This is a genomic window from Pseudalkalibacillus salsuginis, from assembly GCF_021646685.1.
GTDB classification, from domain to species: domain Bacteria; phylum Bacillota; class Bacilli; order Bacillales; family Fictibacillaceae; genus Pseudalkalibacillus; species Pseudalkalibacillus salsuginis.
Genome location: NZ_JAKJHW010000001.1, coordinates 1 through 12489, shown reverse-complemented (window position 1 = coordinate 12489; position 12489 = coordinate 1). Strand labels below are relative to the sequence as shown.

Sequence of the window (12489 nt, the reverse complement as noted above, 5' to 3'; positions counted from 1 at the left end):
AGGAGGTAACCAATGAGTAAAATCGGCTTACAGTTATATTCCTTACGGGAGGAAGCGGAAAAGGACTTTCTTGGGGCTATACAAAAAATGGCTGATCTAGGGTATGAGGGTGTTCAATTTGCCGGGTTCTATGATACGCCTGCAAGTAAGGTGAAACGGACCCTGGATGATAATCGACTTGTCAGCACAGGTGCCCATATCGGATTCAGTCAGCTGTTGGGGGAAGAATGCCCAAAAATTTTCGACTATCAGCATAGGATTGGAAATAACCTGATCATTTGTCCTGCAATTCCTGAAGACAAACGTCAATCAGCCGATGATTACAAGAGGATTGCTGAGGCGTTCAATACCATTGGACAAACATGTAAAGAGGAGGGCTTCCTCTTCGGTTATCATAACCATGATTTCGAGTTTACTAGATTTGGAGATAAGACTGGGTTTGATTTGCTTTTTGAACATACTGATCCTGATCTCGTGAAAATGGAGCTTGATTGTTATTGGGCCGAGTCCGCAAATTGGGCACCGGTCGAAATCATCCATAAGTATCAAGAACGGATTGTCTCCCTCCATATAAAAGACATGAAAATGGAAGATGGGCATAAAAAAGGAACTGAAGTCGGGTATGGAAAGCTAGACTTCGAAGCGATTATGAGGGCTGCCGAAGAATATGGCATTAGCTGGCTTATAGTGGAACAAGAGGAATTTGAAAGGGACCCGTATGAAAGTCTAACGATCAATCTAGAAAACTTGCAGAGAATCAAATCAAAAGTAGATAGACAGGAGTGAGTCCATGAAACGAATAAAAGCAGGGATCATAGGCACTGGCTTTTCAGCGATGTCTCATTTGGAAGCTTTGAACAGATTGCCGAACGTAGAAGTAGTCGCAATTGCTTCAAGCAAGCTTGCTAAAGCAGAAAAAGTCGCCGATAATTACAATATTAACAAAGCCTATGGTCATGTGGAAGATTTAATTGGTGACACTGATGTTGAGGTCGTTCATAATTGTTCCTCTAATTTTCTGCATTTCCCATTCAACAAGGATGTCTTGCAAGCGGGTAAACACTTACTTTCTGAAAAGCCTCTTGCGATGAATAGTAAAGAATCCAGTGAATTGGTAGAACTAGCAGATCAAAATAATTGTGTGGCAGGGGTTTGTTTCAATTATCGCCACTTCCCGATAGTGAAGCAAATAAGGGAAGACCTTCTGTACGGACAACAAGGAAGAGTAAATCTCGTTTATGGTGGTTATGTGCAAGACTGGTGTTTATATCAATCAGATTACAGCTGGCGTATGGACCCTGAAAAGAACGGATCGTCACGGGCAATAGCGGACATCGGATCCCATTGGTGTGATACCGTGCAATACATTCTCGGAAAGAAAATCGTGGAAGTCTTCGCTGATTTGAAAACGATCCATTCTACCCGTAAGAAACCGAAAGCGGAAGTTCAGACATTTGGAAAGAGTGATGGGTCGGATACAGAAGCCGTACAGATTGATACGGAAGATTACGGGAGTGTACTCGTTCACTTTGAAGACGGCATACACGGAGTTTTTACTGTGTCACAGGTAAGCCCTGGCCGGAAGAACAAGTTTTATTTTGATATCACAACAGATCATGCTACCTATTCTTGGGATCAGGAACGACCGAACCGGTTATGGATTGGCCAACGGAATGAACCCAACAGGGAATTAGTAAAGGATCCAGGTCTCCTTTCTCCTGAAGCGGCAACCCTTGCCCATTATCCTGGCGGTCATCAAGAGGGATGGCCAGATGGATTGAAAAATTTGATGTTGGACTTTTATACCTCAATCACACAAAAAGACGGGGATACTTCGTCGTATTCCTTTGCTTCCCTTTCTGAAGGGCATCGGATCATGCAACTGATTGAGGCGATTCTGAAGAGCCATGAAACAAAACGATGGGTACGAATATCTGAATAGAGGTGGAAAGAATGAAACTTGGTGTGTTTACAGTTTTATTTGCAGAAAAGTCTTTTGAAGAAATGCTCGATCACGTCAAAAAAAGCGGATTACAAGCAGTGGAAATAGGGACTGGGTGTTACCCCGGAAATGCGCATTGTCCTTTGGACGAATTATTAGAGGATGAAGCTGCCAGGAAACGATACATGCAGAAAGTACTGGAGCGGAAGCTAAATATCAGTGCGTTCAGCTGTCATGGTAATCCAATCTCTCCAGATCAAAGTTTCGCATATGAATCGGATGAATCTCTTCGTAAGACCATTAAGCTTGCCTCATTGATGAATGTCCCTGTGGTGAATTGTTTTTCAGGGGTTGCGGGTGACAACGAACATGCAACAAAACCAAACTGGCCTGTAACACCTTGGCCGAACGAGTATGGGGACATCTATGAATGGCAATGGGAGAAAAAGCTTATTCCTTATTGGAAAGAAATTGGCCAGTTGGCCGAAGAGCATGGGGTGAAAATCGGCCTTGAGCTTCATGGTGGTTTTTTAGTTCACACTCCATATACCATGCTCAAACTTAGAGAATCAACAAGTCAAGCGATCGGTGCGAATTTGGATCCTAGTCATTTATGGTGGCAAGGAATCGATCCGGTTGCAGCAATCAAAATCCTTGGAGAAGCGAATGCCATTCATCACTTTCATGCAAAAGACACGTATATCGACCAGGATAACGTCAACATGTATGGACTGACGGATATGCAGACCTATGGGAATGTCAAAACAAGGGCTTGGACATTCAGATCGGTGGGCTGCGGCCATAGTATGGAAGAATGGTCGAACATCATCAGTACACTTCGGATATACGGTTATGATCATGTCGTAAGTATTGAGCATGAAGACCCGATCATGTCTATCGATGAAGGATTCAACCGTGCAGTCTCCAACTTGAAGGCTGTCCTTATTGAAGAAAAACCGTCCCAAATGTGGTGGACATGATACTAGAAAAACCGTTCATTGGTGGATATGCCTGAACGGTTTTTTCATAACTTAACGGTTTCGATAAGCAATGTCCAGTTCCATCGCCCAACCACCCGGATCACTTCAGACATCCTGTGGCTATAACAGCCTCCTCGTTCGGGCTGCCCAGCCCGCTTACACTTTTCTTTTATTTTAAATGTTTAAAAGAGTATATTTCCGTGAAAATGGGTTAACTAAAGGGTAACACTATAAGTCGCGAAAATTTGAAAAAGGAGCAGATGTGATGTTTTCGAATAAAAAAGTCCCTCATGATCAAACGATTGATAACAGTCTGGCTCTGATGAGAGAAGGATATCTGTTTATTGGAAACCGGATCAACAGGTACAAATCTGATTTATTCGAAACCCGTCTATTAGGAGAAAAGGTCATTTGTATGAGTGGCGAAGAACCCACCAAGATTTTTTATGATTCCGAGCGCTTTCAACGTAAGGATGCCGCTCCAAAAAGGATCCAGAAGACACTGTTCGGGGAGAACGCAGTGCAATCGATGGATGGTGAGGCACATATTCACCGGAAATTACTCTTCATGTCACTGATGACCCCTCCTCACCAAAAACGATTGGCTGAACTGATGAAGAAGGAATGGCAAAAATCTGTTGAGAAGTGGGAAAATCTAGATAAAATCGTCTTATTTGAGGAGGCTAAAGAGACGCTATGCAGGATATCATGCGATTGGGCGGGTGTACCTGTAAAAGATTCAGAAGTAAAGGATCGCGCAGATGATTTCAGCGATATGGTTGATGCATTTGGTGCAGTAGGCCAACGGCACAGAGCAGGCAGGAAAGCCAGAAGACGAACGGAAAAGTGGATTCAAAGCATAATAGAAGATATCCGTAACGGTAAACTTGAAGCAGAAGAAGGCTCGGCACTTTATGAGATGGCGTTCCATCGGCAACTGAATGGGAAGAAATTAGATACCGAAATGGCCGCGATCGAACTGATTAATGTGTTACGACCGATTGTTGCTATAGCTACTTTCATTACGTTTTCCGCATTAGCAATACACACACATCCCAAGTATAAAAAGAAACTCCGTTCAGGGGATGAACGTTTTCTTGAAATGTTTGCCCAAGAGGTACGGCGGTACTATCCATTCGGACCATTCGTCGGGGCGAGAGTAAAAAAGGAATTTGTATGGAATGATTGTGAATTCAAGAAGGGGATGCTCGTATTACTCGATATGTATGGAACGAACCATGATCCAAGAATTTGGGAGGATCCGGAAGAATTTCGTCCTGAAAGATTTGCTGATTGGGACGGTAACTTATTTGATTTCATTCCACAGGGTGGCGGTGAGGCAGAAAGGGGTCATCGCTGTCCCGGTGAAGGAATCACAGTTGAAGTAATGAAAGCGAGTATCGATTTCATTGTAAACAAGATTGAATATGAGGTTCCAGGCCAGGACTTAAGTTACAGCCTTTCAAAAATGCCGACTTTACCGAAAAGTGGATTCGCCATAACAAATGTGGCAAGAAAATGAACGAAGAAATCCATTTTGCAACTTGCATAACTTGCAGGTTGTTTTTTTTTACAAACCATCTGAAAACCATATTAGTTACTCCAGCACATTACATATCCCAACTATTTGCGTAAACTGGTGACTTGGAAGCGTAGGGATGTTGGATGTATGATTCGTCTAACTAAATGCCCCATATTCAGCATAGGCTAATATATGGGGGAGGTGAGGAGGATTAATTGGAAAGGGATTATAATACTTGTTGGGTTGATCTTCATTGGTGGGTTTATATTTTTTGTATCTCCGGATGATAAACAGGACCCGTTCGAAGGTCGACCTGACAATCATAAAACATCAGGTATGGAGCTTTTACAAAAAATTATATCGAATGCAAAGGAAGGTAAATTGACCCACAGCGATATCAAAGCTGGAGAAACACATGTAGATGTAGTGAAGGGAAAATTTAAATCTCCGGATGAACAAGAAACGATTACTCAAGGAACATACTTGACTTACCATAACCAAGATTTATCTTTTGGTTACAGAACTGACGGAATCATATTCGATGTTAGATCATATCTCCCAGAGTTACTACAGATTAAATATGATACCATTATCGAGATGTTAGGAAATCCCGATCATGTTCGATACTATAGCGATGACGAAGAACACGATCAAATCATCCTTGTATACGATCTCAATAAGACATATCAATTAAAGCTTATCCTGCCTCGGCCTGATGAAAATGAACCAAATCCATCTTTACACCATACTTCCGTTTATACAGAATTTAAAAAAGACACTGAAGAAGAACTGGATGTGAATAGAACAGTAAATGACCGTTTAAATGAGATGACGCTGAATGAAAAAATCGGCCAGATGATAATAGCTGGATTTTCTGGCACGGGTTATAATGATGAAATCAATGATCTTCTTCAACAGTATAAGATTGGAGGATTCATATTTTACCAGGAAAACATGACGACTCCTCAACAAACGGTAGAATTGCTAAACACCATTAAAGAATTAAATGATCGTAATCCATTACCTGTATTGTTAGGTATAGACCAAGAGGGAGGAAGGATTTCCCGCTTACCAGGGAATTTGGAAAAAATACCGACAAGCAAAGAAATTGGAGAAAAGGATAATGCCAAACTCTCATATGAAATCGGAAAAATCCTAGCAGATGAGGTTAAGTCCTTTGGTTTTAATTTAAACTTTGCACCCGTATTGGATATAAACAGCAATCCGGATAATCCGATCATCGGGGATCGATCTTTTGGCTCTGAACCATCGATTGTAAGTAGGATCGGGGTTCAAATGATGAAAGGGATGCAATCAGAGAACGTCATTCCTGTGATCAAGCATTTTCCTGGACATGGAGACACTGATGTAGATTCGCATTTAGAACTACCCGTAGTCAATAAAAGCCAAGAGGAGTTAAATTCATTTGAATTAAAACCATTTATAGATGCTTTTCAAGAAGATTCTGATGTTGTGATGATTGCCCATATATTGTTGTCTCAACTTGATCCACATTACCCGTCATCTTTATCTGAAGAGATCGTCGCAAACATTCTTAGGGATGATCTCAAATTTGATGGTGTGATCATGACAGATGATATGACGATGAACGCTATTGAGAATAATTTTAATTTGCAGGATGCATCAGTTAGGGCAATCCAAGCTGGCAATGACATTATTATGGTCGCACATAATTACAACAAAGTCATTGCTGTTTACGAAGCAATTGAGACAGCAGTTAGAAATGGTGAGATATCCGAAGAACGCATCAATCGCAGCGTAGAACGTATTATAAGACTGAAAAGAAAATATAATCTTGACGATAGACATATCCCATATGTAGATATCCAAAAACTAAATAAAAAGATAAATAATGCATTGAAGCAATTCTAATTTTACAAAAAAAAATGATCTCGTCTCACTATCCTAAGTATACTTAGATATAGAGACGATTTTTCTTCATTTTTATATTGGTTGGTATAATAAATATTATGTAAACTAAAAAGGAATCTCACAAGACACCTTGGACTATAACTGAATTTGTAGTGAAGTTAATATCATTTTTGTTGAGCTTTACGACTTCTCCAATACGACATCCCGTTGTATTAGGAAGCATAATTATGTTTACAGTAACGATTATATTATTTATCTTTAATACACAACCCTCGAAAGCAGAGTATTATTCTGAGAAACATCAGTTACAAACTTCTGACACTAATTAAAAATAGCAGCATTAGGAAATGTGGATTTAATGTAAGGATGGTCACAATAAAATCCCAATTTCTCAGTGTCAAAATGGGAAATTGGGTTTTATTTTTTCAACAAGCCGTGCACTTTAACTTAAAATCAACCCTCTGTTATTTTCACAAGCAGTTATTCCGTTAAATGGTCCTTATAAGGAAAACAGACACTCACTTATTCAAGAAGTGCCCCCTTATATGGAATAACAAAGTATAAAAATTTTTGTTGTTAGCTAATATCTTCAATAAAATTTTCAAGCATTTTATTATAAGTTCCTGGTTGGTCTATATTTGCCGTATGCCCTGCGTTAGGAACTAATCCAACCTTAGCATCATTATTTATTTTTTTTACATAAGTAACTGCTTCTACTTCGTGTAATTCATTACTACCATTAAGTATAAGCATTGGGACTCTTATATTTCGGATGTCCTCTTGAGTAGCAGTAGGGTAATTAAAAGTCATTGTATGAAGAACACTTTTTATAGTCCGTCTCCACTTATCTCCGTGCAGTTTCTTAAAGTGCTCTGCTATATTTCTATCGTTGTCTTCAATATTTATGAAGTATTCGTATTGTTTTTCCATAATACCTTTTAGCTCTTCAGGAATGAAAGGAGAGTAACCTGTTAGTATAATACCTTTCACTAACTCTGGCTCTTTTATGGCAATATGTATGGCTAAAGAAGCACCTAATGATAATCCGATTATGTACCCTTCTCCTTTAACCTTAATTTGAGCAGTAACGTAATTTAAAGCGTCTTCAAAATAGTTATCAGAAGCCTCAATTGATGCGTTTCCGTGTCCAGGTAAATCTAAAAGGATTAGTTCATAACTATTATCTAAGCCAGATACCTGATTTGAGAAATGCGTTTCTGCCGTACCCATAAAACCGTGTAAAAAATATACTCTCTTTATTGCAATCTCCCCCTCTTTTTTTCATTAAACTGCCATCTTTCTTAATACCAATTATTTCAAATTTACGGATCTTACTCAATGATTAATTTCAACAAAAAAGGGCTTATCCTATTGCGGATATGCCCCCCGTTTGCATAATAAAGCGATAATTAAAAGTTCCTGTTATACCATTCTCCAAATTTAACCATACAAGAGTCTTCTTTTGTTTTGTTATAAATGATAGAATCCTCTTCATTAAACTCAGCTAATGTTTTATCAAAATTCTCTGGAATAAAGATATACCAAAGATCAGACCATTTTTTGTCATTTTCTATTCCTTTCATTTCATTTGATATGATACCTGGAGATTTACTTTCAAAAAATTTCATAATTTCTCCATCATAGTAAGCTAAGCAAGATCTAAACTCACTATATCGATTCTCCACATTTTTTAATAATTTCAGAACACCTTTTATACCGATAGTGTCCAACATATGATTTACATACGCTTTTGGAAATCCGTTTAATTCTGATATGAAAAATCCTGAATCTAATGCTATACAAGGTCGTTTTACAATTGCATAAGCTTGTAACACTTTTTGTTTAGCAATTTCTTTGATATCGTCACTTCTGGGTTCACTCAACTCCGCTTCGATTGGCAATACTTTTATATTATGTAAGTCCTTCTGTGCAGAAGCAATTTTTCCTTTATTAGTGGTAACAAACACTATTTCTTTCATTACTTATAATTCCTTTCTGGTTCTATAGAATAACTAAATTTATAGGGACTACTTGCTCATCAATTGCCCCCTTTAATTGAATAACGAGTGCAATCCAATACTTTAGAATTGCGCCCGATTGTGGAGTAACTAGCACAAGTTTCTTAGTTATTGTGGGAGTTGAATAAGAAGCCTAATCTTTTGATACATAGGTTCCTCCTATAAAATCGTGAACGGCCCTTTTATCTTCACGGAATATAACCATAAAAAGACTAACAACTAAAGAAATTCCAAAGGTGATTATACTTATAACATAGTAACCTATTACTTCTCGCAAAAACATATTAATAATTGTTACATTTTCATTGTCCTTATAACGTTTTATTCTAATCTTAAAAATTCTTTTACCAATAATATACCCATTCCAAAGTACTGGAGTAACAGTTAAGTACAAAGTATAAAATAGCTGCCACGTTAATCCATTTGGCCATGTAAACCTGTACTCACCCTTAATAAAATAAAAACATACGGAAATTATTGTTAAAATAATGATGACATCCATTAAACTTGCTAAAATTCTTAAACCTAATCCTGCCGATTTCCTTATCTCCATTTAATTCTCCCTTACTGCTTTGTAAATCCTTACTTCTTCTCCAACCCTTATTTGGGGTACGGGATTAGCTGCCATTATGCATGAAACGCCCCCTTTGTGGAGGAACTAATCTGTGTTTAATGTAATGGTTTCTGCATTATCATTCCATTCCACTATAACTTCTACCTTGGTCTTGAGTATGTATGGATCCAGATACTTATTCAGCAAATGCCCCCTTTTGTTGAATAAAACAAACCTTATAATCTTCTTTTTAATAACCTAAAAATATCCAGTAGTACTCCTGCTGCAATCGCGATAAATACATCAGTCGGTTTTGGAAAAGTTCCAGTCCACAATCCAGAGTATATGCAGCCTAAAATTCCAAAGATAAATGTAAATAACATTAAGTATCATTCCTCGTTTCTTTATTATACATATACACCAGATATGCCTCCGTTTGTGGAAGATAAATCACTTTTGGCTTAAAGCGTAATCAAGTATTTCTTGATATAGTTCGTTCCAATTTTGATAATAATCTATTACTTCACTTGGGTGTATTAGAATTCTTTCTCCTGACTCATTCTTGGCTTTAAAGTCATATAGTTTGTCAATATCCATCCGATAAAAAACCTGATAGCCGATTTTAGGATAAGGACTGCTTTCATTCCATTTTGGATTTTCATTGTGGTCAACTACAATATGCCCTAACAAATAGCTACTTCCCGTAACGTAACCTTCTTCATATGTTTCACGCTTTAAACACTCTTCAGGAGTTTCTTCGTGTTCAATATGACCTCCAGGGAAGTCCATCCTCTATGATTTAAGTTCACTATAGGAGTTTATCATCCTTAAAACAAAATCCGTGGACACTTGTGATCAACTCTCTTGGGGGCAATTGTAAATTCCGATTCCAACTTAACTTTACTTTTGCTTCTCCCCAATAAACATATATGCCGTTCATTTATTTCCCCCCTCAAGATAAAAAATATGTATGATTCATCTTCAACCAATCTAACTCTTGAGTATGTATGGAGCCAGTTGCTTATTCAGCAAGTGCCCCCGTTTGTTGAAAAAGGACCTGGTATTATTCTTTTATTCTTGTGATTGGGTCTTGATCGTGAAAAGCTATACAAAGTGGCACTGGACTACTTATTAATAAGTGTTCAAACGCTTTTGCATAGGATAAAACTGTTCTTACAATTAAATAGATTGTGGCCCCTATTGCTTTATTATTTCTATCAAAACCGTTGATTAAATAGATATTACTAAAACAATCTAAACTCGGACCCTCAAAATCCTTAATCCAATCACAAGCCCAGTCGTCATCCTCTTCCTCTATAGGGTTATATTCATCACAGATAAAGAATGTACTATCCCAATCATTATCTAAGTCATACTCAAAATAAATTGCTTTCGCACTAGTGTTTTGTACAATTTCAAAAGCTGTTTGTAGTCCATTCGTCAAGTTGCTAATATAATCATTTAAGTCAACTTTTCTTATTTCATTAGCTAATTTACTTCCTGATAAATTGATGCAAATCTGATGATACTTTTCATCTACTTCCTGTAAAGGATTGTTTTTTATATCTTCATGTAAACTTTCTATAAGGTCAGAGATCTTCATGTTCTCCTCCGTTTACAGTACAAAATTGGTTTTCAAAAAGAACTTATTTACCTTTCTCCTATTCAAATGACCCGCCCGATTCTTATGTATTATACAAATAGAGGGCGTAATCCTTCTTAGATCAATGCCCCCGTTTATGGAGCATATGTAATATAACTTAATAACCTATCAAGAGAATTAATCTCCGCATATGGCTTTATCTCGGTATTATTATTGATCTTATTAGGGTTGAACCAAAGACCATTCATATTTGCATTTTGGCAACCACCAATATCCTTTTCTATGTCATCTCCAACGAATAATGTGGCTTCCGGTTGTACATTTAGGTTATTTAGTGCTAATTCAAATATGCGTTTGTCTGGTTTACTAAATCCTACTTCTTCAGAAATAATAATTGTGTCAAAACATCCATTTAAATTAGTATTGGTTATTTTAGCTTTTTGTCTCTGGATCGTTCCGTTTGTTATTATTCCAACTTTAATGTACTTCTTTATAGTATTTACGATTTTTATAGTATTTTGATTTATAGAAAAACAATGAGGGAAATTATTATTCCAAAAATCTTGAATGTGATCGCGGGGCATGCGATTTTTTGGTGGAAATTCTTCAAAAAATGATTCCACAACTATTGTTTTATCACTGTAGCCATAGCTTTTTTTATCATATTCTTTGAATTTGTGCATCATTTCTCTTAGTACTGTATGTTTAACATCCTCATAACACTTTTCTAAAATCATTAAAAACAGTTTTTCTACCGCTCTATCTCTATTAAGTAAAGTATCATCTAAATCAAATAGCATCGCTTTATAACCTTCCAAATAGTTTCACATCCCTTTTCACAAAATACTAACGTTCGCACTTTCAAACCTAATCTGTAACAAGTGAAAGTCTGGAGTTTGTCCGGAGGATCCCTCAGTTAATACCCCAATAGCAGAAGATTAATTAAAACTTCCTTCTGTTTTTTGTTTTGCATATAAACCAGCCTTAACCAAACCTATAAGTAGTACAATAAATAAAAAGTGAATTCTTCTTATAAGAAATGTGACAATACCGCTTAAAACCAACAAAAACTCCATATTTATCTTCTCCCCTTTTATCATTGAATTGTTAATCAGTTAATTAGTGACATTTTCCAGGTAACTACCCATCAGTTAGATATTAAACAAAAAGAGCGTTAATTCTTTATTAGATCAACGCCCCCTTATATGGAATTTACTTTAGTTCGTTAATAATTTCCACAATCTCTTCCTTTGTGAATACATCGGCTTCTTCCAGTGTTTTCCCTTTGTAATGAAATGTCATAAGATAGCTAATTCATTATTAATCCAAGTAATATATTGAATGTATCCATCAATTGCATAATAGGGGATTTCTCCATTTAGTAGGTTGATTTTTTCATATTTTAAAGAAGAATCTTGCTTCAATTCTTTTGTGTTTTCAACCTCAATCATTAGACTTTTTTCATCCCCTCCGTACCTTAATTCAATAATTTCACTTTGTTTATTTGTTTTATTAACTATGCCTGTGGTTTTCTTTAAAGGAAATGGAGGATTTTCTCTATTAATTTGTTTAGGTACAAATGAAACTACGGATAATGCCTTTTCCATTGATATTTGTTCACCATAATTTATCTTTTCATTAATATCATCTTGTTTGATTTGAGGATTTTGTTCTTCAGTGGACTGATTACTATTTTCACACGCAAAGAGCATAAGGCTGAGCAAAGTAACGAAAACAAACTTGATTAACTTCATTTTTACCCCCCTTTTATTTTTTTGCTTATTCAAGATAACTGCCCTTCGTATTATAAGGTCAGCCAGTCATTTCTGGTTGACCTATTTAATTTAGGTTATTCTTTAGGTAGCCGGGGTAGGACGTAACTGCCCGTGGGACTTGATCCCGACCAGAATATTGTCCACCCCCTACTTGTAGAAACATGTTTGAGGCTGGTTGGGACACTGATCCCGCATAACAAGCG

Annotated in this window: 12 protein-coding genes and 1 pseudogene; 5 read left to right on the top strand and 8 right to left on the bottom strand. The window is 37.1% G+C overall.

Annotated elements, in window-relative coordinates; genetic code table 11:
- Nucleotides 1-12: 12 nt before the first annotated feature.
- The 5 genes from L1611_RS00065 to nagZ all read left to right on the top strand — a co-directional run bounded on the left by L1611_RS00065 (nt 13) and on the right by nagZ (nt 6337).
- On the top strand, nt 13-786 hold the full coding sequence (locus L1611_RS00065; RefSeq protein ID WP_236310765.1) for a sugar phosphate isomerase/epimerase family protein: 774 nt from the start codon (nt 13-15) through the stop codon (nt 784-786).
- 4 nt (nt 787-790) lie between these two features.
- Complete coding sequence (locus tag L1611_RS00060; RefSeq protein WP_236310763.1) at nt 791-1942, top strand: Gfo/Idh/MocA family protein; 1152 nt, start codon at nt 791-793, stop codon at nt 1940-1942.
- Between the two features lie 11 nt (nt 1943-1953).
- Nucleotides 1954-2922 (top strand): sugar phosphate isomerase/epimerase family protein, encoded by a 969-nt coding sequence (locus L1611_RS00055; protein ID WP_236310762.1) that lies wholly within the window; start codon nt 1954-1956, stop codon nt 2920-2922.
- Between the two features lie 265 nt (nt 2923-3187).
- On the top strand, nt 3188-4444 hold the full coding sequence (cypC, locus tag L1611_RS00050; protein ID WP_236310759.1) for a CYP152 family fatty-acid peroxygenase CypC: 1257 nt from the start codon (nt 3188-3190) through the stop codon (nt 4442-4444).
- Between the two features lie 192 nt (nt 4445-4636).
- Complete coding sequence (gene nagZ, locus L1611_RS00045) at nt 4637-6337, top strand: beta-N-acetylhexosaminidase (protein ID WP_322972497.1); 1701 nt, start codon at nt 4637-4639, stop codon at nt 6335-6337.
- A 576-nt stretch (nt 6338-6913) separates the two neighbouring features.
- On the opposite strand, the gene L1611_RS00040 is transcribed toward nagZ, so the two are convergent.
- From L1611_RS00040 to L1611_RS00005, 8 genes and pseudogenes are all read right to left on the bottom strand, one after another.
- A complete protein-coding gene (locus tag L1611_RS00040; RefSeq protein ID WP_322972515.1) occupies nt 6914-7597 on the bottom strand; it encodes an alpha/beta fold hydrolase in 684 nt (227 codons plus the stop codon).
- 149 nt (nt 7598-7746) lie between these two features.
- Nucleotides 7747-8316 carry a non-canonical purine NTP pyrophosphatase gene (locus L1611_RS00035; RefSeq protein WP_236310753.1) on the bottom strand — a complete coding sequence of 190 codons (570 nt, stop codon included), beginning with the start codon at nt 8314-8316 and terminating at the stop codon, nt 7747-7749.
- 172 nt (nt 8317-8488) lie between these two features.
- Nucleotides 8489-8908, bottom strand: a complete 420-nt coding sequence (locus L1611_RS00030) for an RDD family protein (RefSeq protein ID WP_236310751.1) — start codon at nt 8906-8908, stop codon at nt 8489-8491.
- A 450-nt stretch (nt 8909-9358) separates the two neighbouring features.
- A pseudogene (locus L1611_RS00025) lies at nt 9359-9848 on the bottom strand (NUDIX hydrolase).
- A 123-nt stretch (nt 9849-9971) separates the two neighbouring features.
- Nucleotides 9972-10511, bottom strand: a complete 540-nt coding sequence (locus L1611_RS00020) for a hypothetical protein (protein WP_236310750.1) — start codon at nt 10509-10511, stop codon at nt 9972-9974.
- Between the two features lie 134 nt (nt 10512-10645).
- Nucleotides 10646-11311 (bottom strand): HAD family hydrolase, encoded by a 666-nt coding sequence (locus L1611_RS00015; RefSeq protein ID WP_236311999.1) that lies wholly within the window; start codon nt 11309-11311, stop codon nt 10646-10648.
- A 138-nt stretch (nt 11312-11449) separates the two neighbouring features.
- Nucleotides 11450-11587, bottom strand: coding sequence for a hypothetical protein (locus tag L1611_RS00010; protein ID WP_236310748.1), 138 nt, complete (start codon nt 11585-11587; stop codon nt 11450-11452).
- 222 nt (nt 11588-11809) lie between these two features.
- The gene (locus L1611_RS00005) at nt 11810-12265 is read right to left on the bottom strand and encodes a hypothetical protein (RefSeq protein ID WP_236310746.1); all 456 of its coding nucleotides are present in this window, start codon (nt 12263-12265) and stop codon (nt 11810-11812) included.
- Between the last annotated feature and the right edge of the window lie 224 nt (nt 12266-12489).

Bases quoted from the DNA above. Each gene is read 5' to 3' on its own strand.
- L1611_RS00055 (WP_236310762.1), top strand. From the start codon at position 1,954: ATGAAACTTGGTGTGTTTACAGTTTTATTTGCAGAAAAGTCTTTTGAA.
- L1611_RS00005 (WP_236310746.1), bottom strand. From the start codon at position 12,265: ATGAAGTTAATCAAGTTTGTTTTCGTTACTTTGCTCAGCCTTATGCTC.
- L1611_RS00010 (WP_236310748.1), bottom strand. From the start codon at position 11,587: ATGGAGTTTTTGTTGGTTTTAAGCGGTATTGTCACATTTCTTATAAGA.
- L1611_RS00020 (WP_236310750.1), bottom strand. From the start codon at position 10,511: ATGAAGATCTCTGACCTTATAGAAAGTTTACATGAAGATATAAAAAAC.
- L1611_RS00065 (WP_236310765.1), top strand. From the start codon at position 13: ATGAGTAAAATCGGCTTACAGTTATATTCCTTACGGGAGGAAGCGGAA.
- L1611_RS00035 (WP_236310753.1), bottom strand. From the start codon at position 8,316: ATGAAAGAAATAGTGTTTGTTACCACTAATAAAGGAAAAATTGCTTCT.
- L1611_RS00030 (WP_236310751.1), bottom strand. From the start codon at position 8,908: ATGGAGATAAGGAAATCGGCAGGATTAGGTTTAAGAATTTTAGCAAGT.
- cypC (WP_236310759.1), top strand. From the start codon at position 3,188: ATGTTTTCGAATAAAAAAGTCCCTCATGATCAAACGATTGATAACAGT.
- nagZ (WP_322972497.1), top strand. From the start codon at position 4,637: ATGGGGGAGGTGAGGAGGATTAATTGGAAAGGGATTATAATACTTGTT.
- L1611_RS00015 (WP_236311999.1), bottom strand. From the start codon at position 11,311: ATGCTATTTGATTTAGATGATACTTTACTTAATAGAGATAGAGCGGTA.
- L1611_RS00060 (WP_236310763.1), top strand. From the start codon at position 791: ATGAAACGAATAAAAGCAGGGATCATAGGCACTGGCTTTTCAGCGATG.